The following is a 23,236-nucleotide window of genomic DNA, read 5'->3' on the forward strand; positions in this document are numbered from 1 at the left end:
GTAGAATGATCTCTCGCCCACGGCCTGGCCCGTGCGGCATCCGCCCCGGCAACCATACCAGCCCATGACACTTCGCATCATCATCGCCGACGACCACCCGGTGGTCCGGATCGGCACCAAGGCGGTGATCGAATCCAGCGGCGTGGGCGTGGTGGTGGCCGAGGCCAGCAGCGCCGACGAATTGATGGCCGCGCTGGCCAGCGCGCCCTGCGATGTGCTGGTGACAGACTACTCGATGCCCGGCAGCCAGCAGGCTGACGGGTTCACCATGATCGGCATGATCCGGCGCCGCTTTCCCGACCTGCCGGTGCTGATGTTGAGCGTGTCCAACAACCTGGCCATCCTGCGCATGGTGGCCTCCACCGGCGTGCTTGGGCTGGTCGACAAGACCTCCTCGATGGAAGAGCTGCCGCTGGCGATCCAGACCGTGCAGCGCGGCCTGCCGTATGTGAGCCGCACGCTGAAGGAACGCATTGACGCAATCGGCACCAACACGGTCGATGACGTCGGTACCAAGCCGCTGTCGCCGCGTGAAATCGAGGTGCTGCGCCTGCTCGGCAGCGGCCAGACCGTGAAGGAGATCGCCCTGCAGCTGCACAAGAGCGTCAGCACGATCAGCCGCCAGAAGGGTGATGCAATGCTCAAGCTCGGCCTCAAGGGCGATGCCGAACTGTTTGACTACCTGCGCGACGGCGAGATCTGACCCCCGCGCCGGACCTTGCTGGACCCTGAGCGGGCACCGGCACTTTCAGCCTCGCTTCATCCGCATTGCCGCTAGATGAATACGCAGACCCACCCGGGCCGCGCGGCAATGTTCCGACAATGTTGGAACCCCAGCGTGGCCTGTACCCGACTGGAGAACCGAACATGCTCAACATTTCCGCACTCAGCCTTCGTGGCCTGGCCGTGGCCCTGGCCCTGACGGTCGGCCTGGCCGCCGTCGGCGACGCCAGCGCGATGTCCCGCAAGGACAAGCGCACCGTGGTAGGCGCGGTGGTGGGCGGCGTGGCCGGCCACCTGCTCTCCAACGGTGATACGGCGGCCACCGTGGGCGGCGCGGTGGCCGGCGGCGCCATCGGCAACCTGACCACCCGCGACAAGCGCGACCACCGGTACGACCGTGGCTACGACAACCGCCGCTATGACGATCGTCGCCATGACCGCCGCTACGGCTATGACCGTGGTTATGACCGTCGCAACGACCGTGGCCGCTGGGAACGCGAGCAGCGCGATCGCCGCAACTGGGACCGCCAGCACGGCCGCGGCTGGTAAGCCCCGCCCCCACCACCGTGCGCAGCGCCTTCAACGGGCGGGTCGATGACCCGCCCGTTGTGCGTTCGGCTACCCTGTCTGCCCCGCACCCCGACGCACGTTGTGCCTGCTCGCCGATGACCCACACCGCCCACCTCGTGCAAGGCCTGGACAACGACGCCGTGGCCGCCGACTGGCCTGCCATCGATGCGCGCGACGTGGCCTGGCTGCGCGGGCGCTACCCGCAGCTGGGCACGGAGGTCGGCGTGGCCTGGCACAGCCCGCGCCCCCTGTCGGCGGCCGCCCTCCTGGAAAGCGGGCGCGGGCGGGTATTCGTCAAACGCCACCACCACAGCGTGCGCGACGCCGCTTCGCTGGGCGAAGAACACCGCTTCATCGCCCACCTGGCGGCGGCCGGCGTGCCCGTGGTGCAGGTGCTGCGCGATGCCGACGATGCGACCGCCCCCGAACACGACGGCTGGACCTACGAGCTGCACAGCGTGGGCGACGGCCAGGACCTGTACCGCGATGCGCCGTCCTGGACACCGCTGGCCGACCCGGCCGCCGCACGCGAGGCCGGGCGCATGCTGGCCACCCTGCACCAGGCCTCGGCCGGCTACCACGCGCCCCAGCGCAGCACCCACCTGCTGGTGGCACGCGACGACCTGATCCGCGCCGCCGACCCGCTGGCGATGCTGCAGGCCGACCTGGGCCAGCGCCCCGGCCTGGCCGCCTACCTGGCCCGGCAACACTGGCAGGACGACCTGCAGCGCGCGGTGCTGCCCTGGCACGCCGGCCTGGCCGGGCGCCTGCACGCCGAGCCACGGCTGTGGGCCCACAACGACTGGCACGTGTCCAACCTGCTCTGGCGTGCCGACAGCAACGCCCCGCAGGTGCAGACCGTGTTCGACTTCGGCCTGGCCTCGCCCACCAGCGCGCTGTTCGACCTGGCCACCGCGATCGAACGCAATGCCATTGCCTGGCTGGCGCTGGAGCAGCAGACCGATGCGGCGCGCATCGCCATTGCACTGGCCCTGGTCGAAGGCTACCGGCAGGTGCTGCCGGTGTCGGCCGCGCGGGTGCAGCTGCTGGCCGACCTGCTGCCCATCGTGCACCTGGACTTTGCACTGTCCGAAGTGGAGTACTTCAACGGCATCACCGCCTCGCCGGCCAACGCGGATGTGGCCTATCACACCTTCCTGCTGGGCCACGCGCTGTGGTTCAAGGGCCGCCACGGCCAAGCCCTGCTCCAGGCGCTGCACGCCGCCGCCTGAGCCGTGGCGGGCATCGCGGGGCCGTTTGTGGTGAAATGGTCACCGAAGCGGGGGTGCCTGGACAAAACCAGGCTGAGAGAGTCCCTTGGAACCTGATCCGGTTGATACCGGCGTAGGGAGCTTTGTGCAGTGGGCGCAACGACCGGATGGGTCGGTGCGTGCGCGCCGTCGCTTCGTCTCTTCTGGCTGATGACGAATCGAATGAACCGCTGCTATCGCCCTGCCCTGCTGACCGCCGCCCTGTGCGCCGCCCTGCCGCTGTATGCCAGCGACGCCGCCCCGGACGCGCCCGACCGTTCCCCGACCGAGCTTGCCGCCGTGCGCGTGCAGGCCCGCCAGCCGGTGGCCGACACTGTGCAGACCACCAGTTTCGGCAGTGGCGACTGGAAGGACACCCCGGCCGCGTTGACCGTGCTCGACCGCGACCTGCTCGACAGCCGCCAGGTGCGCAGCCTGTCCGAACTGGCCCGCAGCGACGCCTCGCTCGGCGACAGCTACGCCCCGGTGGGCTACTACCAGAACATCGCCATCCGCGGCTTCCCGCTGGACACCGGTACCGGTTACCGCTTCAACGGCCTGAGCACCACCGGCGAGCAGCGGCTGGCGCTGGAGAACGTGCAGCAGGTGGAAATCCTGAAGGGCGAAGCCGGCCTTGCCGCCGGCGTGATGGCGCCCGGCGGCATCATCAACTACGTCGGCAAGCGCCCGACCGAGGTCCGCAACGTCACCCTGGGCACCGATTCGGAAGGCTCGCGCTACGCCGCGGTGGATGTCGGCCACTGGCTGACCCCGCGCCTGGGCGTGCGCGTGAACGCGGCGTGGGACGGCAGCGAGTCGTATATCGAGCACGCCGAGGGCCGCCGCAATTTCTACTCGCTGGCCACCGACTGGCTGATCAGCGACCGCAGCAAGCTCGAGGTCGATGCCAACTACCAGACCAGCTCGCAGCGCTCGGCCTCCGGCTACCAGCTGCTGGGCGCGCGCGAACTGCCGCGCGGGGTGGACCGCGAGCACATGCTGGGCTACCAGCCGTGGCAGCGGCCGGTGGGCATCGACAGCACCAACATCACCGCACTGCACACCTACCAGTTCAACGCGCAGTGGCAGTCGCGCGTGTCGGCCGGCTACAGCCGCTCGGTGATCGATGACAACGTGGCCTTCGCCTACGGCTGCTACTACGCCGCGCAGTGTGCCGATGGCAGCGTGCCGGGCAACTACTTCGCGCCCAACGGCGACTACGACATCTACGACTACCGCAGCCCCGACGACACCCGCCGCAACCTGGAGGCACGCGCCGAACTGCGCGGCAGCTTCAGCACCGGCCGCGTCGGCCACGAACTCACTGTCGGCGCGGACCGGTTCGAGCGCACCATCGACAAGCGCCGCAACGTCAACGAGTACGTCGGCACGGCCAACATCCACGACGCGCAGGTGCCGGTGTTCGCGCCGTCGCCGCTGCAGCCCGGCCCCTCGGTGCGCCGCCTGGACAGCGCGCAGACGGCCGTGTTCGCGATGGACCGCATGCAGTTCGGCGATGCCTGGCAGTGGCTGGCCGGTGGCCGGTTCGTGCGCCTGGATGAGCGCGCGTTCGACAAGCGCGGTAACCCCGAGCGCCGAAGCACGCTGTCGCGCTTCCTGCCGCAGACCGCGCTGGTCTGGAAGGCAACCGAGCAGGTGAATGTCTACGCCAGCTACGTGCGCGGCATTTCGCTGGGCCAGGAAGCCCCGTTCTGGACCTCCAACGACGGCGCGTTCCTGGCGCCGGTGCTGTCGCGGCAGACCGAAGTGGGCATCAAGTACGCCGCCGCCGATGCGCTGACCCTGGGCGCGGCGCTGTTCCGCACCTCGCAGCCGTTCCAGTACGCCAAGCCGGACAGCAGCGACGCCGGCTACACCTTCGTGGCCGAAGGCCAGCAGACCCACACCGGGCTGGAACTGACCGCCAATGGCCGTGTTGCCGACGGCCTGGTGCTCAACGCCAGCGTCAGCGCGCTGCAGGCGCGCGCGCGCAGCAGTGGCACCGCGCTGTATGAAGGCCACCAGCTGGTCAACGTGCCCAAGCTGCGCGCCAGCGTGCATGCCGACTACGCGCTGCCGTTCGCCAGCGGGCTGTCGCTCACCGGCGGCTGGCGCTACGCCTCGGCCAACGCCGCCACGGTGGATGGCAGCGTGCGCGCACCGGCCTACCACGTGGTCGACCTGGGCCTGCGCTTCAAGCACGCGCTGGCCGACCATCCGGTGACCTGGAACCTGTCGGTGGACAACGTGTTCGACCGCTTTTACTGGCGCGATACCGGCAGCACCGCCGGCGACTACTACCTGTTCGCCGGTGCGCCGCGCCAGGCCCGGTTGTCGGTGACGTTCGGGCTATGAACGCGGCGATCCTGGAATGGTCGGCGGTAGCCACCAGCATCCTCGGGGTGTGGTTGATGGCGCGCCGGCGCATGCTGGCCTGGCCGGTGGGGCTGGTGGCGGTGGCGCTGTATGCGGTGGTGTTCATCGAGGCCAAGCTGTATTCGGACACGCTGCTGCAGGTCGTGTTCGGCGGCTTCCTGCTGTACGGCTGGCTGAGCTGGCGCCGGCACGCGCAGCAGGACGGTGCGATCGTGATCGCGCCGCTGCCGCGCCCGCAGCTGCTGCGCGATCTTGGTCTGGGCGTGGTGTTCGGCATCGCGCTGGGCGCCGCCATGCACACCTGGACCGATGCCGCGCTGCCCTGGCTGGATGCCATGCTCGCCGCGCTGAGCCTGGTGGCGCAGTGGTGGCAGGCACGTCGCCATATCGCCACGTGGTGGCTGTGGATCATCGTCGACGTGGTCTATGTGGGCATGTACCTGGTCAAGTCGCTGGACGTCACCGCCGGGCTGTACCTGGTGTTCGTCGGGCTGGCGGTGATGGGCCTGCGCGCCTGGACGGCAGCAGACGAGGCACCGGGCGCCATGCAGCGCCGCTGACGGCGCCTTGCTGGCGGACGCGCCCGGTCGTAGCATCGCCGGGCGGAGGAAGCCCATGACCCAGAGTCCTGCACTGCTGCGACGCCTGCTGCGGGCCAAGGACCGGATGGACCAGGCACCGCACGAGGCCTGGCCGGTCCGGCGCCTGGCCGCGGTGAGCGCCACCTCCGAGGCCTACTTCGCGCGCCAGTTCCGGCTGGCCTTCGGCCTGCCGCCGCACCGCTACCTGCTGAGCCGCCGCATCGAGCGGGCGGTGGCGCTGTGCCGCGACACCGACCTGCCCATCACCGAGATCGCCTACCAGACCGGTTGGAGCAGCCTGGGCACGTTCGGCCGGGTGTTCCGCGACATCACCGGGCAGTGTCCCGGCGACCTGCGCGGTACGGCACCGGCGCAGGCGTCACCGGGCAGCACCCCCGAGTGCATCCTGCGCGCCGCCCGGCGCCCGGACCTCACCACCTCAGTTTCGGAGAAGCGCCAGCGCGAAGGGGCCGGTACAACAGAGCCTCAACCAACGGAGGTTCCATGACACAGGGTATCGAGGTGGTCGGGGTGTACGTGCGCGACCAGGACGAAGCGGTGGCGTTCTACGTCGACGCGCTGGGGTTCAAGATCCACACCGACGTGCGCAATGGCCCGTACCGCTGGCTGACCGTCCAGCACCCGGACCAGCCCGCGTTCCAGCTGGGCCTGTTCGTGCCGGGTCCGCCGGTGCATGACGCCGCCACCGCGCAGGCCCTGGCGGCACTGGTGGCCAAGGGCGCCATGCCGGCCCTGGTGCTGGCCGTGGACGACTGCCGTGCGGCCTACCAGCGGCTGAGCGCGGCCGGCGTCGAATTCACCCAGGCGCCGGTGGAGCGCTACGGCACGGTGGATGCCGGTTTCCGCGATCCGTCCGGCAACGGCTGGAAGATGATCGAATCGGCCGCCCGCGGTTCCGCCTGACAGCGCACCGGCGTAGCCGTCAGTCCAGCAGCAGGCGCATCGGCTCGGTGCCCATGGCCGGGTCGGTGCTGCCCGAGCGGCCGTCTTCCACGCGCCCCGCAAGACGCTGGGAGGCCCCGGGCTGCTCGACATGCAGGTCGTACCAGCCGCCACTGGCGGCGGCGTCCCAGTGCAGTGCGGTGCGCGCACCGGGCGCCAGCTGCAGCTGCCTGTCCGGGGCGGCATCGACATAGGCCCCCGGGCGCACGCTGACCGCCAGCGCCGCCGTGCCGGGGTTGTGCAGCCACAGCTGCAGGCGGTCGCCGTCGCGGTCGATGCGTGCCTGCAGCGGCGCGGCCGTGCCGGGCTGGCCGCGGTAGTGGCGGTGGAAGCCGTTGGGGCCGAGCAGCCACAGGTCGTAGCCGCGCTGCGCATCCATCGCCCAGCGCGCGTGCTGCGGCATGCCCGGGGCCAGCGTGTAACGGCGCGGGATCGCCCCCAGCTGCGTGCGGTCGTAGACGTGCAGTACCGCTGCGGCGCCATCGCAGGCCAGGTCGAGGCGGAGGTGGTCATCGTCCAGTGCGATATCGACCTGCGGGCGATACGGCAGCGCGCGTGCCGGGCGCACCCCGGGTTCCTGCCGTGCCGGCTGCAGGCCCTCGGGCAGCACCGGCACGGTACGCCCCGGCAGGGCCGCCGCGCGTGCGGCCACCGCGGCCGTGGCCGGCAGCGAGGCCACGAAGGGCCGCGTGTCGCGCTGCGAGAAATCGAATGCACCGGTGAGGTCGCCACACACCGCGCGGCGCCACGGCGACAGTTCCGGCGCGGCCACGCCGAAGCGGCGTTCGATCAGGCGGATCACCGAGGTGTGGTCGTACACCTGCGAGTCGACCCAGCCGCCACGGCTCCACGGCGAGATTGCATACAGCGGCACCCGCGGGCCCAGACCGTACGGGCGTCCACGCAGGTCCAGCGGATCGGCCGTCTCGTTGCCGGGCGACGGATGCTGGTGGTATTCGCCGTCGGTGGACACCGACGATGCACCGGCCCAGCCACCGTCCACCGAGGCATCGCGCGACGGCGGTGCCGGGGGCGGCATGTGGTCGAAGAAGCCGTCGTTCTCGTCGAACATCAGCAACAGCGCGGTGCGGCTCCACACCGCCGGATCGGCGGTGAGCGCGTCCAGCACGCGCGCGGTGTAGGCCGCGCCCTGGGCCGGGCTGGAGGGGCCGGGGTGCTCGCTGCCGGCGGCATCGGCGATGATGAAGCTGACCTGCGGCAGCTGCCCCTTCAGCACGTCCTCGCGCAGCTGGGCCAGCCCGCGCGTGCTCACCCCACGCGCGCGCAGCGCCGCATCATGCCCCGGCGCGCCGCGCCAGGCCTGGCGGAACGGCGCGAAGCCGGCCAGCGGGTTGTCGGTGAAGTTGTCGGCCATGTCCTGGTAGATCTGCCAGCGCACGCCGGCCTGCTGCAGGCGTTCGACGTAGGTGGTCCAGGTGTACGACGCCGGGTGGCCGCCCAGCTCGGGGAAGTTGTCGTGCGAGTTGGCCACGGCCGGGCCGCCCGCACGGGCGTGCGGGTCGTTGTGGCCGGTCCACAGGAACAGGCGGTTGGGATTGGTGCCGGCCTGCATCGCGCAGTGGTAGGCATCGCACACGGTGAATGCCTCGGCCAGCGCGAACTGGAACGGCATGTCATCGCGGCGGAAGTAGCCCATCGCGTGGTCCTGCTTGGCAGCCGGCCAGTGCGCCATGCGCCCGTGGTCCCAGGCGCGCTGCGCGTCGGGCCAGGTGTGCGGGGTGCCTTCCACGCGCATCAGGCCGAACTGCGCGGCGGTATCCAGCGCGAACGGCGTGATGCCGCGCGTGCCGGCGGCATTGGGCTGCAACCACAGCGTGCGCGGCGGCTGCCCGGGCGCCAGCGGTGGGGCCGGCGCAACGAAGCGGTCGCCGAACCCGCGCACACCGGGCAACGTGCCGAAGTAGTGATCGAACGACCGGTTCTCCTGCATGAACACCACGATGTGCTGCACGTCCTCCAGGCTGCCGCTGCGTGCATGCGGGGCGATGGCCGCCGCCCGCGCGATGCTGGGCAGCAGCGCGGCCACACCCGCCCCCAGGCCGCCCTGCAGCAGGCGGCGGCGTACCGGGTCGGCAAGCGGTGGCCGCGCTGGACTCACAGGTCGACCCGCACCGAGAACCCGACGGTGCGCGGCGCGCCGATGAAGGCCGAATTGCTGCCGTCCACGCCGGCAAGATACTTGCGGTCGGTGAGGTTGCTCACCACCAGGCTGGCGCCCACGCCCTTGAGCCGGGGCGACAGGCTCTGCAGGTCGAAACCGATGTTGGCATTGAACACCGTGGCCGACGGCAGCTTGGCGGTATTGGACGCATCCAGGTAGCGTTCGCCCAGGTAGCGCCCGGAAATGCCGGCGTTCCAGCTGTCGCCCTGCCAATCGGCCGACACCACCAGCACGTGCTTGGGCTGGCCGATCACCTGGGCACCGTCGACGATGCCCAGCTCGGTATCGCGCGCGGCGTTGCCGCTGCCCAGGTACTTGGAGCGGTTGTAGGTGTAGGCCCCATTGAGGCGCCAGCCGTTGTCCCAGCCATAACCGAGCGCCGCTTCCAGACCGGTGCTTTCCACGCCACCAAAGTTCTCGTAGACACCATCGGTCTCGTCCAGATAGTCGATACCGTCGGCCAGCCGTGCGGGCAGGTAGACGATGCGGTTGTCGAATTTGATGTTGTACAGGGTCAACGAGCCGGTCAAGGGCCAGCGGCTCACGCGCAGGCCCAGCTCGATGTTGTCGGCGGTCTCCGGTTCAACCCGGGCGAAGCGCTGCGCATCGGTTTCACCGAGCACGCCGGAGGGAATGGCGGCGAAGTTCTGCGAGTAGCCGCCAAACAGCTCCAGGCCGTCGACCGGCAACGTCCAGGTGGCACCGGCCGACAGCAGCGGGTCGGACTTGGAATCCGACCGCACGCTCTCGGCATTGCCGATCACGCGGTTGCGCTTCTGGTCCACGAAGAACTGCTTGACGCCCACGCGCGCACTGAACGGACCGAAGCGCGCCACGTCTTCCACGTAGTACATCTGCTCGCTGGTCTTGTAGCGGTCTTCGAACTGCACCCAGTACGGCTGGTGGTCGAAGCCGATGTCGGTGCCCACGTTGAGCAGGCGGTGCCAGTCGCGGCGCACGCTGCGGTCGTACTGCTCCACCCACACGCCACCGCGCACGGTGTTGTCCACGCTGCCCAGCGTCTGCTTCCATTCCACGTCGGCGGTGGCACCGGCGCGGTCGTTGTCGTAGTGCGAATGGCGGTAGGACTGCACGCCCTGTACGCCGGCGGCGTAGCAGTTGGGGTCGTACTCGGCACTGAAGCCGGCGCGCGGCACGCAGCCGGCGCGCATCTGCGCGGCGCTGCCATCGGGATTGACGAAGTAGAACTGGCCCAGCGCGCTGCCGCCATACACGGTGCTGCCGCCCAGGTACTCCGATTCGGGCCGGCCGGCGCCATCGTTGCGCGCCTGCACCAGGTACGGCGGCAGCCAGTCGCCGCGGCCTTCCATCTTGTGCGCGTAGCCGGTCAGCGTGGCCTTGAAGCCGTTGCCGCTGTCGAATGCCCCGCGCAGGTAGCCGAAGGTGTTTTCACGCAGCGCGCGCGAGCCGGAGCGGAAATTCTGGTCCAGGTAGGGAATGCCGGTGAGCGTGCCGGTGAGGCCGTCGCGGTCAGGGTTGGTCGCAAACGCGGCCGGGGTGACGCTGGTGTACTCCGGTTCGTCAGCGTCGTTGTAGGAGGCGTAGCCACTGAGCGTCCAGCGGTCCAGCTCGGTCACGAACTTCGCGGCCAGGTTGTCGTTGCTGACATGGCCGGTGCCGTCGATCCAGTCATTCACGCGCGCCGAGGACGCGCTCACCCAGGCACGGGTATGCCCACCGAGCAGGCCGGTGTCGTAGCGCACGTAGTACTTGCGCGCGTCGTGGTCGCCGCCGCCAACCACCATGCGCAGCCGCTGTTCGGCCAGCGGGTCGCTGGTGAGGAAGTTCAAGGTGCCGCCCAGCGCCTCGTTGGACCGCGAGGAAATATCGGCGGTGCCCTGGCTCACCTCGACGGTCTCCAGATCCAGGGTGTCGATGTAGCGGTTGGCCAGCGAGCCGCCGCCGTAGCCGGAACCGCCGTTGGGCAGGCCGTCGATGGTGGTGCCGATCTGCTGCGTGTCGCGGTTGGTCACAAAGCCGCGCATGCTGATCTGCGTGCCCCATACCGACGAGCCGGTGGCATCGGCTTCGCTCACCACCACGCCCGGCAGTTCATTGAGCGCGTTGTTGACGCTGCTGATGACCTGCTGGCGGTTGAGGGTTTCCTGGCTCACCGTGGTCGTGGCGTAGCTGGTGGCCTGGCCGATCACCTGTACCTGGTCCAGCGTGCGTGCATCGTCGGCAGGTGCAGGTTCGGCGGCCATGGCCTGGACGGCAGCGGTGAGCAACACAGCAAGCAGGGAAACACGGGGGGCGTGGCCGGAAGCGCGCATGGGTCGACGGGGTAGTGGAGGACCGGCGGAGTATTGGTGCCCGCAGTGACTTCCCCATGACATTGCGCTTGCAGTTAGCGCGGCGGCATTTGTTTCTGTTGGAACAACCAGTCGCGCCACCACGTGCCCGGCACGATGTCGGCGGGCGGTTGATGGGCCAGGCCGGGGTACTCGCGGAGCACGGCCTGACCACCGCGCGCGTGCAGCGTACGTACGAAACGTCGATCAGCCGTGATCGGATTCTCGTCGTCTGTATCGCCGTGCATCGCCAGCACCGGCACGTGGGTGTACGCCGATGCGGCACTGTCGGGCGGGGCGATGCCGGCGATGGACACGATCGCCGCGAACTGGCCCGGTGCCAGCGTCGGCGACAGCCACGCGGCCGAGCCGCCCATCGAGAATCCCACGGCGTAGATGCGCGAGGTGTCGATCGGATGCGTTGCCGCCACGTGCCGCGCCAACGCCAGGGCCGCGTGCATTTGCGGTGCCGCCGTGGCGGCCTGGTCCGCAGCGGCAGGGCCGTAGTTGGCGCTGCGCCCGGCGAACTGCGGCACCAGGACGTATGCGGGGTAGCGTTCGCGCGTGGCAGGCATCGCCCAGCTTCTGGCAAGGCGATCCAGCTGCGCGGCGTTGTCGGTACCGATGCCACCGGAGCCGTGGAACTGCAGCACCAGGGGATACCGCTGGCCCGCGCGCACGTGGCGCGGCGGCAGGATCCGGTACGGCAGCACCGTGCCGTCGGCGGCAGTGAAGCTGCCGCGTGCGAACAATTCGGCATCCACCGTGGCCACGGCATCGGCCGCCAGTGGGCCAACGCCCGTCACCGGTGCATTCGTCGCCGATGCAGGCGCGCTGGTCGCGAACACCAGACACATCAGCAGGGCAACGGGGGTACGCAGAGGCATGGCGGGCAACCGGTCAGAACGTGCAGGCAGTGTATCGACGCGGAAGGGGCGGGCGCGCTGCGCCCGCCACGGTATTTCCGCATGCCACCTATGCATTGTGCTCATACCACCGCCGCCGGGTGACCGCGCTTACCCGCCTGGGCTGCATCGGCATGAACGGGGTGATCGAAGCGGACCGCGCAGCCACCCATGGGGTGGCTCTACTCCGTGTGCCCGGCCACCGCATGCGATGAGCGACGACGGAACTTGCGCGACAGCCATTCGCCCAGGTCGTCCATCACCGTGAACGCAGCCGGGATCACGATCAGGCTGAGCAGCGTGGAGGTGATCAGGCCGCCGATCACCGCAATCGCCATCGGGGCGCGGAAGCTCGAATCGCCGGCAAAGCCCAGCGCGATCGGCATCATGCCGGCGCCCATCGCCAGGGTGGTCATGATGATCGGCTGGGCGCGCTTGCGGCACGCGTCGATCAGCGCATCGTGCTGGCTCATGCCGTGTTCGTCTTCGGCGATCACCGCGTAATCGACCAGCAGGATCGAGTTCTTGGTGGCGATGCCGATCAGCATCAACAAGCCGATCAGCGCCGGCAGCGACAGCATGTTCTGGGTGATCAGCAGCGCGCCGAATGCACCACCGGCACACAGCGGCACCGCCGCCAGGATGGTGACCGGCATCAGCGCATGGTTGAACAGCAGCAACAGCACCATGTAGATGCAGATCAACCCGGCGGCCATCGCCAGCATGAAGCCGATGAACAGTTCGACGAACACCTCGGCATCGCCGGTGTTGAGGAAACTCACCCCCGGCGGCAGCTGCTTCACGCTGGGCAGCGCCTGCACCTGGGTCATCACCTCGCCCAGCGGGCGGCCGTTGAGTTCGGCGGTCAGGGTGACGTTGCGCTGGCGCTGGTACCGCGAGATCTGCGAGGGGCCGCTGCCCTGCTGGATGTCGGCCACGGCGGCCAGCGGCACCGGGCCGTTGCGGCCGGGCACGCGCAGCTGCCCGATCAACGCCGGGTTGGCCAGCGTGGCCTCGGCAAAGCCCACCCGGATCGGCACCTGGCGATCGGGCAGGTTGAGCTTGGCCAGGCGCTGTTCGTAGTCGCCGGCGGTGGCGATGCGCGCCGCTTCGGCGATGTCGGCCGTGGCCACGCCAAGGTCGGCCGCGCGCGCCGCGTTGGGCACGATCTGCACTTCCGGGCGCAGCAGCGAGGCGGTGGAGGTGACGCTGCCCAGCCCCTGGATGCCGCGCAGGTCGCGTTCCAGTGCGGTGGATGCGTCCTGCAGGCGCTGCGGATCATCGCCGGACAGCACCAGCTGCAGCAGGTTGCCCGGCTCGGAGCTGACGTAGCTCACGCGTACGCCGGGCAGGTTGGCCAGGCGTGCACGCGCATCGCGTTCCAGCACGCGCTGGTCGCGGTCGCGGGTGTCGGTGGTGCCCCAGTCGAGCACCAGCGTGGCCTTGCGTGCCTCGCCCACACCGGTCGCGCTGGGGTCGCCGAGGTCGAGCACGCTGCCCACGGCGGTGTACACCTGCTTCAGCTCGGGCATGTCCTTGAGCAGCGCGCGCGCCTGTTCGGCCACGGCCACGGTGTCCTGCAGGCGCGTGCCCGGCGGCAGTTCCAGGCTCAGGTTGCTGCGGCCCAGGTCGGACTGCGGAATGAAGGTGGCCGGGATGAACGGCACCAGCGCCAGCGAGGCCACGAACAGCCCGGTGGCCAGCCACAGCGTGCGGCCGCGATGGCGCAGGGCGGCGTCCACCCAGCCCAGGTACCAGACCATCAGCCTGGAATCGGGCTTCTCTTCGCCGTGGGGCTTGAGCAGGTAGGCCGCCATCATCGGAGTGAGCAGGCGCGCCACCAGCAGCGAGAACAGCACGGCGGTGGCCGCGGTCCAGCCGAACTCGCGGAAGAACTTGCCGGCGATGCCGGGCATGAACGCCACCGGCACGAACACCGCCGCCAGGGTCAGCGAGGTGGCGATCACCGCGTTGCCGATCTCGCCGGCGGCCTCGCGCGCCGCTTCCAGCGGGGGCTTGCCCATGCGCAGATGGCGCACGATGTTCTCGATCTCCACGATCGCATCGTCCACCAGGATGCCGACCACCACCGACAACGCCAGCAGCGTGATCATGTTGAGGGTGAAGCCGAAGAAGTACATCACCGCGAAGGTGGGGATGATCGACAGCGGCAACGCCAGCGCGGCCACCCAGGTGGCGCGCCAGTCGCGCAGGAACAACCACACCACCAGCAGCGCCAGCAGCGCGCCTTCGTAGAGCATGGTCATCGACGAATCGTAGGACCGGTGGGTCTCGTCGATGGCGGTGGTGACCAGGCGGAAATCGATGCCGGGATGGGCGGCCTTGATGGTGTCGAGCGCGGCGTGCACGCCCGCCTCCACCTTCACTTCGCTGGAGCCGCGTGTGCGCGACATCGAGAACGCCACCACCTCGCCGCCATCGAGCAGCGCCGCTTCGGTGGGATCGGCGGCGGCATCGGTAACCGTGGCCAGCGTGGACAGGCGCACCGCGCGGCCGTCCGGCAGCGCGATGGAGTAATCGCGCAGGGCCTGCGCGTTACCCACTGTGCCCAGCGTACGGATGGTCTGCTGCGCGCCTTCGATCTCGGCCTTGCCGCCGGCACGCTCCACCTGGATGCGGGCCAGCTGCTGTGAGACGTCGCCGGCGGTGATGCCCATGGCGATCAACGCATTGGGGTCCAGGTCCACCCGCACCTGGCGCTGCACACCGCCCACGCGGGTCACCCGGGCCACGCCCGGTACGCCGTACATGGCGCGCGAGACGTCGCGGTCGACGAACCAGCTGGCCTCGTCGGGGGTCATGTGCGGGGCCACCAGGGCGTAGGTCATCAGCGAGCCGCCGATGTCCACCTTGGAGATCACCGGTTCCTGGATGTCCTGCGGCAGGTCGGTGCGGATGCGGGTGACCGCATCGCGCGTGTCGTCCAGCGCGGTGGCCAGGTCGGCCTCGAGCTGGAATTCGATGGTGGTGGTGCTGACGCCTTCGCTGACCGAGGAGATCACGCGCTTGACGTTGTTGACCGTGGCCACCGAGTCCTCGACCTTGCGGGTGACTTCCGCTTCCAGCTGGCTGGGCGACGCACCGGGCTGGGTGACGGTGACGGTGGTCATCGGGAAGGCGATGTCCGGGAAGCGCGCCACCGGCAGCTGATAGAAGCCCCACAGGCCAGCCACGCACAGCACGAAGAAGATCAGCAGCGCGGGCAATGGGCGCTTGATTGCCCAGGCGGAAATATTCATCGGGCGGCGGCCTTGGTGTTGGTCACCACGCGCACGCGGTCGCCCTCGCCCAGGAAGCCGGCGCCGTCCACCACGACGCGATCACCGGCCTTGAGGCCTTCCAGGATCGCGGTGTGGCCGTTGACGGCCTGGCCGGTGCGCACGCGGCGGCGGGTGGCCTGCTGCTTGTCATTCACGCTGAAGACGTAGCTGTGGCCATCGCGCTGCACGATCGCCGCGGTCGGAATGGTAAGCACCTGTCCGTCACCGGTGACGATGCGCCCTTCCACGTAGATGCCCGGCTTGAGCGGCTCCGGCGTGGGCAGGTCGGCGTACAGGGTGCCGGTGCGGGTCTGCGCATCCACCCCGGGGCTCACGGCACGGATGCGGCCGCGTACCACCTGGCCGGCATAGGGCAGTTCCACTGTGTTGCCCACCACCACGTCGGCCAGCTGGTTCTCCGGCAGTTCGGCGCGCCACTCCAGGCGGCCATCGCGGATCAGCCGCAGCAGCTCGGTACCGGCCGAGACCACCTGGCCGGGCTGCACCAGGCGCTTGGAGATCAGCCCGTCGGCCGGCGCACGCAGGTCGGCGAAGTCGCGCCGCAGCTGGGCGGCATCGCGCGACGCGCGCGCGGTGGCGGTCTGCGCCTCCGCATTGATGCGGGCAGCGCGCAGTTCGTCCAGGCTGCTGGCGCTGATCAACTGCTGCGCCGCCAGTTTCTCGCTGCGCTGGTAGTTCAGGCGCGCCAGATCCTGCGAGGCCTGCGCCTGGCGCAGCGACGCGTCGGCCTGGGCCAGTTCGCTGTCCAGGGTGCGGTGGTCGAGCTGCAGCAGCACCTGGCCCTTCTTGACCCACTGGCCCACGTCCACCGGCAACGCGGTGACGCGCTGGCCGCTGATTTCCACGCCCAGCTGCATCTCTTCGTAGGCGCTGACCGGCCCGGACACCAGCACCGTGCGCGCCATGGTCTGCTGCTGGGCGGTGGCCAGCGACACCGGCAACGCCGAGGACTCGGCGGTGGCCTCGGCCGACGGGGTGTCGTCCTTGCCGCCACAGGCGCTGAGCAGCGCGGCAACCAGGATCAGGGAGGAGCAGCGGAGAATTCGGTCACGCATCGGTGGGGCTTCCGTGTCGGAGCAGCGGGAACAGCGGGGAAACAGCGGGGATCAGGGGGTAGCGGCCAGGCGCTGTGCGATGCCATCCAGCATCAGTCCTAGCCCCTGTTCGAAGCGCGCGTCGAAATCGACCTCGCTCCACACCTCGCGGGCAGACCAGCAATGCGGGAAACGTTGCTCGGCCAATGCCATGAACGTCTCACCAAGGGCTTCCATGCTGCCGTCACCGGGCCAGGACTGCTCTTCAATCACAAAGCCCATCGTGTAGTACACCAGGTCCATCGCGGTGGTCGCGGCGAAGCGCGCCGGCAACCCGGCGCCGACCAGCGCGGCCAGGCTGGCCTCACCCACCCGCAGCACGTTCTCGGTGGCCAGGAAGGTGCCGGCATACACCCGCGCGCCGTCGCGACGGGCCTTGAACGCCAGGCGGAACTCGCGCGCGATCTGCAGCAGGGTCTGCCGCCAGGGCTGGCCGGCGGGGATGTCACGGGCGACGTTGCAGATCATGGCGTCGGCCATGGCGTCGATCAGCGCCTGCTTGCTCTTGAAGTGCCAGTACAGCGACGGCGCACGGATGCCCAGCGAGCAGGCCACCTTGCGCAGCGTGATGCCTTCCAGGCCGGCTTCGTCGAGGATCCGGAAAGCGGCCTCGACGATGTTCTCGCGGGCGATGGGTTGGCGCACGGGGGGACCTGGACTAACGCTGTTAGGGGGCGAATCTAACAGTGTTAGGGAGGCACCCGCAAGGCCCTCGCCCCCCCCCCGCGCCGACTCAAGTTTTCCGCCAGGCTGCCGCTAGAGCGGCGCAGATGGCGCATGAGGCGCCATGAATATTCATGGAGATATACCGATGACCCTTCGCGTTGCCGCGTTCGTTCTTTGCCTGGCCCTTTCAGCGACCGCGCTGGCCGATTCCGCGCCGGTCGTGGCCGCGCCTGACGCAGCGGGGCCCGCCCCATCGTCGGCCACGGCACTGCAGCAACAGGCACGGGTGCGCCTGTTTGGCAGCAACCTGGTGCGGCTGTCGTTGCGCGCCAATGCCCTTGAGCAGGGCGGCAAGGCCGAGATGGTCAGCGTGGAGGGCAGGAGCGCTGGTAGCGTCACGCCGATCGGCGCCCTGTTTTCGATGGCGCGCAAGAACGACCACGTGACCATCGGCATGCCGGTCTCATTCGCCACCCGCACCTTGAACGAGAACACCCGCTTCGGTGCCAAGCCGTTCTACCACGAGGTCGCGGTGGAACCTGGCCAACACGTGACGATCTCGGCCAATTTCGAGGGCCCCAACCGACGCTGCATTCCGGTGGCCGCCACTGGTCAGTCGCGCGATGCGCTGCGCTACATCGGTGGCCCCTCGGTGTCCTTCACGGCCGAACCGGGTACGGACTATGAAGTGTCCTTCGGCACCGACGGTCAAGGCTGCGGCATTACCGCCCGGCAGCTTCTGGCCGACGGCGGCTCCACCCCGCTGCGCGGCGAACGGCAGCGGCAGCGCTCTCCGCAAACCGGCAAGGTCGACGGTGCGCACCTGTATACGTTCCTGTTCCGGCCCGGCAGCGTGTACTACCGGGTGACCGGGGAGTCCGCCAACCTGGCACTGCAGCCCGACGCCGCCGCCCACGCCGATGCGTTCGAAGGCGCGATGCGCGAGATCGCCACCCGCCCGGGCACGCAGATGTGCATCGTCGCCCCGGGGTTCGACTACAAGAGCACCTTGTTCGACCGGCTCAAACGCGTCCTCGACGAGCAGGCCAAGGACTTCCCGGCCATCGTCGAACCGATCGACAGCATGCGTACTGCGCAACAGACCGAAGAGCACGTGCCGACCACGTTCATGGCCGCGGCGGAGTATTGCCAGGTGGCTGCGCTGGTGGCGTTCCTGCGCAAGGAGCCGGGTGCGACGGAGGCGCTGTAGCCTCGGGAGACCGCTTCCGGCCAGAAGCGAAGGGTCCTGCCCGGGTGCCCGTTGGCGGCCATTGGCCGCGGCGGCGCAGGCGACGTCCACATGGCCGTGATGGGCGTCGACTATTCTGGTTTCCTCCATCCGAACACGGGATCAGGCGCATGCCTTCCACCAATATGCGTGCTGGCTGTGCCCTATGCCGCGATGCCGAGCCGCTGCAGTTCGACTTCAGTTACGCATTCCAGCCCATCGTCGATGTGCATGCGCGCGAGGTCTTCGCGCATGAAGCGCTGGTACGCGGTCCGGCCGGCGAACCCGCGAGCTGGGTGCTGTCACGTGTCACGGCGGATAACCGCTATTCGTTCGATCAGGCCTGCCGTGAGAAGGCGATCCGGATCGCTGCATCGTTGGATCTGCGATCCCATCTCTCCATCAATTTTCTGCCCAATGCGATCTACCGGCCCGAGGTGTGCATACGCTCCACGCTTCAGGCAGCGGAACGGTATGGCTTTCCTGTTGAGCGGATCATCTTTGAGACCGTCGAGGGAGAGCAGGTCAGCGATGGAAAGTGGTTGGCGGAGATCCTGAGCGAATACAAACGCATCGGCTTCAAGACGGCCATTGATGATTTCGGCGCCGGTTTCGCCGGCCTGAATCTGCTGGCCGACTTCCAGCCGGACATGGTCAAGCTGGATATGGCGTTGATCCGCGGAATCGACCACAGTCCGCCGCGTCGCGCGATCGTGGCCGGCGTGGTGTCCATGTGTGAGCAACTGTCTATTGGCGTAATTGCCGAAGGCATAGAGACCCGCGATGAAGCGCACTGCCTGTCCGATCTCGGCATCCGCCTGATGCAAGGCTATTGGTTCGGCCGGCCGCAGTTCGAGAGCGCTGCATGCGAGGCGGACATACCCTGGGCGATATGAGAGGCGCGCTCGCGTTCGGCCAGAAGCGGTCGTTGCTCAAAGATCCGCAGCGTCTTCGACCAGTGCCCAGTCTTTCATGTCTTCAATCACCCGCGCCTTGACGACCTCGAACACGTCTTCGTAGGCGTCGCAGACGATGTTCCATGTCCTGGGCGATGGCTGGCTGCTGTCGGCAAAAACCGGATGGAAGTACACAACCCGATCTGTGATGCGGCCATCAACAATCAATAGACCCGCGAAGTCGTCGCGATCTTGCCGGGCAGCAAAAACAAAGACCTCTTCGCCGCTTACGTCCTCGCGCTGGAAAGCGCGCGAAGCGAATGCAAAATCAGAGGCGTCGGACAAAAAATGCCATGGCGTGAACCGGGTCAGTCCCTGACTGAGAAACCAACGAAGGGCGTTTGGCCATGCCGGATCGATCTTGCTGGGTTCCATGAATTTACAAGTCCATGCATGCGTTCTGGGTCGGAAGCGGACACTACCACGGGCGCAACGACCCCGCCCCGGCGGGGTGTCTGCTTTCGGCCAGAAGCGGACACTGCCGTTACACCAATCAGTCCTTCTTCATCCGGCGTAGCTGAAGGAATAACCCCTTCCCAAGCGCTGAATGCGAGCAAACCCCAGCTCACCCAAGTGCATGCCGGCCACGATCAACCGATCTGCACTGACCATATCCAAAAGCGCTGAACGGGCCGCTGCAGCCAGCTGCGGATCCTGGTCGAATGCGATGGATACCTCGGGGCGGGCAATCTGGATGTTTGGAAAATGAACGACATCGCCCCAGATCAACGCGGTCCGGCCCGCCGAATCGACCCGATAGCCTGTGTGACCTGGGGTATGGCCCGGCAGCGGGATTGTGCTGATACCGGGCAGAACTTCGCCTTCGGCCAACAAGCGAAGGCTGTGGCGATACCCGGCGAACACCTGCCGTGCAAGCAGGAAGTTGCCCCGTGCGCGGTCACCGCTGCGGGCAAGGTTGCCGTCGTCCTCCCAGAACGACAGCTCTCGGGGGTGTATGAGTAGCTCGGCATTGGGGAAGACAGGACCACCCTGAGCGTCGAGCAGACCGCCAACGTGGTCAGGATGAGCATGTGTGAGCAGGATCGTGTCCACATCTGTGGCACGCACGCCCGCTCGCACCAGATTGACCTTCAGCTTCCCTCCCCATCCCTTGATGCCGCCGGCGCCAGCGTCGATGAGGATAGTGCGCCCCCTTCCCCTTACCAGATAGCAGTTGATGTGGATCAATGAGGGGTCGTTGACCCCAGCCTGCAGCTGCAGCCGCGTGGCGTCGGCCGGATCGATGTGGGAGAGCAGATCCAGACTGGCGGTCAGATGGCCATCGCTGATCGCCTGGATAAGGAAGTCACCGATCTGAAGCGTGGGCAGAGCCCGTTCAATGGTGGATGCGTTCATGTCGTTGGTCAGTTGCGTGCGTGGATTGAATCATTGGCGTAGCCAAAGCATCGGATGCGCGCCGTCAGTCCTGCATGTTGTTGGATGGCCCGATCCAGCTGCCGCATGAATTCATCCATGAGCTCGGGCGTTCTCCCCGGTCCCAGGCGGTAGGCTAGTTCCGCGGACGCCGGATGGCCCCGACCCTGACGCGCAATTAGGTAAAGGATGTGCACGTTGTCCAACGCAGCACCAAGCACGTCCGTGCACAGCACTGCGCATCGCTCCGTTAGCGCGTCCAGACTGTCGTCCGCCGGCATCCGTTCCGCGGTGAAGTAGATCGTGAGCCTAGGCATGTGAGTGCTGCTCCGATCCGTGTTGGCCGTCAACCGCCACGCTCTTGAGTTGCGCTGTCATGGGTGTATACGCGTGCACGCCAACCGGCAGGAGTTCAACGACGGGTGAGTCACCGGGCGGGAGGCGCGCCAGCCAGATCGCTGCGGGTGCGTGATCCAGTGCAACCGCATGCAACCCATCGGGGGAAGTCCCCATCGCAATGAGCGGCTCCGGGCCGACGCGGCTCACCAGCAGATAGTTGCCCTGTTCGACGGCGGGGGCCCGATTCAAGCCACGGTAGAGATTGCGGTGCCAGTCATTGATCTGCTGCTGCCAGCGAGCAAAGTTACCTCCGCCCTTCCGGGCGTATTCCTCCCCCTGTAAGACCTCCAGGCCATCTATCGAGTGAAGGGCAAGGTAGGTCGGGCAACCCGCACCGCATGCCCTGAAGCGTTGCGAGGTGTGGAACCCCCTGACCGAAATCAGCGCCGGCAGTTTATGCAGGCTGTAGAAGTCGTTCCATTCCGCCTCGGTCGCGGAGTCGGAATAGCTGCATTCGACGGTATAGATCATGGATAACACTCCTAGCCCTGCAGGTGCGCTTGGGCATGTTGTTGACGTTTCATCATGCTAGGCCTTATCTGCCACCCCAAAAATCGATTGTTCGGTATGCTTCAGTGACAAAAGATCACGCTGAAGTCCAAATGCGCAGAAAGATTCCCAGTAGCACCGCCCTGATCGCCTTTGAGGCCGCCGCCCGCCACGGCAGCTTCGCGCGAGCGGCGGAGGAGCTTTCCCTGACCGAGGGGGCCATCAGCCGCCAAATCGGCAGGCTGGAGTCCTTTCTGGGTGTGCCCTTGTTTGAGCGGGTCGGCAATCGCGTCCGCCTACGGCCCAATGGCGAGCGCTACGCCGCCCAGGTTCGGGAGTCACTAGAGCGTTTGGACCGGGACAGTCAGTACCTGATGGGCCAGCCGGAGAACGCCGCAAGTCTGGACATTGCCGTCACGCCGACCTTCGCGATGCGATGGCTCATCCCTCGCATGCCCGCGTTTACCCGCGCGCATCCAAACATCACCGTGCACCTTTCCCAGCGCATAGAGCCGTTCGTCCTGGCCGGCAGTGGATTCGATGCCGCCGTGCACTTTGAGCATCCGGCTTGGGCGGGCATGCGGACCTACCCGCTGCTGCAGGAGGTTCTGTTGCCGGTGTGCGGTCCCACGCTGATCAAGAAGGGACACCGCACCGTCTCGCTGGAGACACTGCCGCGGCTGCACCGGCGACAGAGTCCCGATGCCTGGCAGCGCTATGCCGAGAGCGTGGGTATAACCCTCACCAATCCAGCAGTGGGCGCAAGGTACGACCTGCATGCGATGTTGATTGAGGCCGCGCTTGCAGGCCTCGGGGTCGCACTGGTGCCGCGCCTCTACGTGGAGGAAGAGCTGGAGCAAGGTCGACTGGTTGCGCCATGGCCGCAAGGTGAGGCGGTGTCCAAGACGTTCTGCCTGGTGCTGCCCGAACCGATCGGCCTAACTACGGGCCCCGTGAAGAAGTTCGCGCAGTGGTTGCTAGCGGAAGTTGGCAAGGTCGGAGCTGCAGATGTGGCTTGCGACACGAGGCCGCGACTCCACGAATGAAACGCGCGGATGTTGTCGCATGTCCACTTTCGGCCAGAAGCAGACCTTGGCACACGCGCCACGCGTCCCGTGTCAGCCAGCGGACGCCTTGTGTTCGGGTTCAAAGTGCATCGGACGCTCGGGCCACGCGCACGCCTGGTTGAATTCTAGCTCCAGATTGGGCGGCGCATGGCGAGGAGTAAGCGCGTTTCGGAACCCGAGCCACATCAACACGACGTCCAGCGGCTCCTCATGCTCGAACTCCGCACGCACGAAGCAGTGGCGGTTCACCTCGCCCACGGGCACGATGCGCAACTGGGTCGGGCAGCCCGGTGCGGCCGCTTCAGCCACCTGGCGATCGATCTGCGCCTGCATGGCATCCAGCATGTCGCCCACGGTGAGCAGATACCAACCCGTCGTATCGATTCGGATCGTGTGCACCGTTGCGAACTGGCATTGCAGGGACGCACGTAGCGCAGGATCGGTTTGCGCCTGCACTCTGTCCCACAGTCCATGGAGGATGACGACCGAGCACCCCTCCGCATCGTCAGTTCCGCAGGACGTGAGCAGGGCCTGGTTGCCACCCCACACGCCGAACTCGTTGCGCAAGCCGGTTCCGTATCCCATGTAAAGCTGGCTGAGGACACTGTCCTTTGGGTTTCGCCGCATCCAATCGACGTCATCGGCAGGCAGTTCAGCCAGAAGTCGGTCGACGGCTTCGTCAACCGTGCCAGGCAACGAGGCGCTCGCCGGCGCGTCAGACGCGCGCGGCGTGCACGCGACAAGCGCCAGCGAAAGCAACGCGATCGCCCGAAGCCCCGTTTTGCGCATGTCTTTCATC

At 67.8% G+C, this 23,236-nt stretch carries 20 protein-coding genes and 1 riboswitch; of the genes, 10 read left to right on the forward strand and 10 right to left on the reverse strand.

The window, feature by feature from the left end; all coding sequences use genetic code 11:
* Window positions 1-64: 64 nt before the first annotated feature.
* The 7 genes from DX03_RS19030 to DX03_RS19060 all read left to right on the forward strand — a co-directional run bounded on the left by DX03_RS19030 (window position 65) and on the right by DX03_RS19060 (window position 6,424).
* A complete protein-coding gene (locus DX03_RS19030) occupies window positions 65-703 on the forward strand; it encodes a response regulator (protein ID WP_038691229.1) in 639 nt (212 codons plus the stop codon).
* Between the two features lie 164 nt (window positions 704-867).
* Complete coding sequence (locus tag DX03_RS19035; protein WP_038691231.1) at window positions 868-1,272, forward strand: glycine zipper 2TM domain-containing protein; 405 nt, start codon at window positions 868-870, stop codon at window positions 1,270-1,272.
* A gap of 116 nt (window positions 1,273-1,388) precedes the next feature.
* Complete coding sequence (locus DX03_RS19040) at window positions 1,389-2,525, forward strand: phosphotransferase enzyme family protein (protein ID WP_038691233.1); 1,137 nt, start codon at window positions 1,389-1,391, stop codon at window positions 2,523-2,525.
* Between the two features lie 39 nt (window positions 2,526-2,564).
* Window positions 2,565-2,661: riboswitch (TPP riboswitch) on the forward strand.
* A gap of 65 nt (window positions 2,662-2,726) precedes the next feature.
* Window positions 2,727-4,898, forward strand: coding sequence for a TonB-dependent siderophore receptor (locus tag DX03_RS19045; protein ID WP_038691242.1), 2,172 nt, complete (start codon window positions 2,727-2,729; stop codon window positions 4,896-4,898).
* The gene (pnuC, locus tag DX03_RS19050) at window positions 4,895-5,479 is read left to right on the forward strand and encodes a nicotinamide riboside transporter PnuC (RefSeq protein WP_185753401.1); all 585 of its coding nucleotides are present in this window, start codon (window positions 4,895-4,897) and stop codon (window positions 5,477-5,479) included. Before DX03_RS19045 ends, pnuC begins: the two co-directional genes overlap by 4 nt.
* A 55-nt stretch (window positions 5,480-5,534) precedes the next feature.
* A complete protein-coding gene (locus DX03_RS19055) occupies window positions 5,535-6,008 on the forward strand; it encodes a helix-turn-helix transcriptional regulator (RefSeq protein WP_038691244.1) in 474 nt (157 codons plus the stop codon).
* Entirely contained in the window at window positions 6,005-6,424 is a 420-nt protein-coding gene (locus DX03_RS19060) for a VOC family protein (RefSeq protein ID WP_038691246.1), read from the forward strand. Before DX03_RS19055 ends, DX03_RS19060 begins: the two co-directional genes overlap by 4 nt.
* A 19-nt stretch (window positions 6,425-6,443) precedes the next feature.
* Here DX03_RS19060 and DX03_RS19065 read toward each other — a convergent pair whose 3' ends face one another.
* The 6 genes from DX03_RS19065 to DX03_RS19090 all read right to left on the reverse strand — a co-directional run bounded on the left by DX03_RS19065 (window position 6,444) and on the right by DX03_RS19090 (window position 16,903).
* The gene (locus tag DX03_RS19065; RefSeq protein WP_038691248.1) at window positions 6,444-8,582 is read right to left on the reverse strand and encodes a phosphocholine-specific phospholipase C; all 2,139 of its coding nucleotides are present in this window, start codon (window positions 8,580-8,582) and stop codon (window positions 6,444-6,446) included.
* On the reverse strand, window positions 8,579-10,939 hold the full coding sequence (locus tag DX03_RS19070; protein ID WP_038691250.1) for a TonB-dependent receptor: 2,361 nt from the start codon (window positions 10,937-10,939) through the stop codon (window positions 8,579-8,581). Before DX03_RS19070 ends, DX03_RS19065 begins: the two co-directional genes overlap by 4 nt.
* 74 nt (window positions 10,940-11,013) lie before the next feature.
* Window positions 11,014-11,844, reverse strand: coding sequence for a carboxylesterase family protein (locus DX03_RS20490; protein ID WP_185753402.1), 831 nt, complete (start codon window positions 11,842-11,844; stop codon window positions 11,014-11,016).
* A gap of 200 nt (window positions 11,845-12,044) precedes the next feature.
* The gene (locus DX03_RS19080; protein WP_038691252.1) at window positions 12,045-15,122 is read right to left on the reverse strand and encodes an efflux RND transporter permease subunit; all 3,078 of its coding nucleotides are present in this window, start codon (window positions 15,120-15,122) and stop codon (window positions 12,045-12,047) included.
* Complete coding sequence (locus DX03_RS19085) at window positions 15,119-16,219, reverse strand: efflux RND transporter periplasmic adaptor subunit (RefSeq protein WP_038691254.1); 1,101 nt, start codon at window positions 16,217-16,219, stop codon at window positions 15,119-15,121. The genes DX03_RS19080 and DX03_RS19085 overlap by 4 nt, the downstream gene beginning before the upstream one ends.
* Before the next feature lie 51 nt (window positions 16,220-16,270).
* Window positions 16,271-16,903 (reverse strand): TetR/AcrR family transcriptional regulator C-terminal domain-containing protein, encoded by a 633-nt coding sequence (locus DX03_RS19090; protein WP_038691256.1) that lies wholly within the window; start codon window positions 16,901-16,903, stop codon window positions 16,271-16,273.
* Window positions 16,904-17,069: 166 nt separating this feature from the next.
* Between DX03_RS19090 and DX03_RS19095 the strand changes: the two genes are divergently transcribed.
* A complete protein-coding gene (locus DX03_RS19095; RefSeq protein WP_185753403.1) occupies window positions 17,070-18,134 on the forward strand; it encodes a hypothetical protein in 1,065 nt (354 codons plus the stop codon).
* Between the two features lie 149 nt (window positions 18,135-18,283).
* Entirely contained in the window at window positions 18,284-19,048 is a 765-nt protein-coding gene (locus tag DX03_RS19100) for an EAL domain-containing protein (protein WP_038691260.1), read from the forward strand.
* Window positions 19,049-19,084: 36 nt separating this feature from the next.
* Here DX03_RS19100 and DX03_RS19105 read toward each other — a convergent pair whose 3' ends face one another.
* The 3 genes from DX03_RS19105 to DX03_RS19120 all read right to left on the reverse strand — a co-directional run bounded on the left by DX03_RS19105 (window position 19,085) and on the right by DX03_RS19120 (window position 21,352).
* Window positions 19,085-19,483: a hypothetical protein gene (locus DX03_RS19105; RefSeq protein ID WP_038691262.1), complete on the reverse strand. Its 399-nt coding sequence runs from the start codon at window positions 19,481-19,483 to the stop codon at window positions 19,085-19,087.
* 129 nt (window positions 19,484-19,612) lie between these two features.
* Complete coding sequence (locus tag DX03_RS19110; protein WP_038691264.1) at window positions 19,613-20,464, reverse strand: MBL fold metallo-hydrolase; 852 nt, start codon at window positions 20,462-20,464, stop codon at window positions 19,613-19,615.
* A 327-nt stretch (window positions 20,465-20,791) separates the two neighbouring features.
* A complete protein-coding gene (locus DX03_RS19120) occupies window positions 20,792-21,352 on the reverse strand; it encodes a hypothetical protein (RefSeq protein ID WP_038691268.1) in 561 nt (186 codons plus the stop codon).
* Window positions 21,353-21,387: 35 nt separating this feature from the next.
* Between DX03_RS19120 and DX03_RS19125 the strand changes: the two genes are divergently transcribed.
* A complete protein-coding gene (locus DX03_RS19125) occupies window positions 21,388-22,416 on the forward strand; it encodes a LysR substrate-binding domain-containing protein (protein WP_219335237.1) in 1,029 nt (342 codons plus the stop codon).
* 72 nt (window positions 22,417-22,488) lie between these two features.
* Here DX03_RS19125 and DX03_RS19130 read toward each other — a convergent pair whose 3' ends face one another.
* The gene (locus tag DX03_RS19130) at window positions 22,489-23,235 is read right to left on the reverse strand and encodes a DUF6794 domain-containing protein (RefSeq protein WP_038691270.1); all 747 of its coding nucleotides are present in this window, start codon (window positions 23,233-23,235) and stop codon (window positions 22,489-22,491) included.
* Between the last annotated feature and the right edge of the window lies 1 nt (window position 23,236).

This window comes from Stenotrophomonas rhizophila (genome assembly GCF_000661955.1).
GTDB classification, from domain to species: Bacteria; Pseudomonadota; Gammaproteobacteria; order Xanthomonadales; family Xanthomonadaceae; genus Stenotrophomonas; species Stenotrophomonas rhizophila.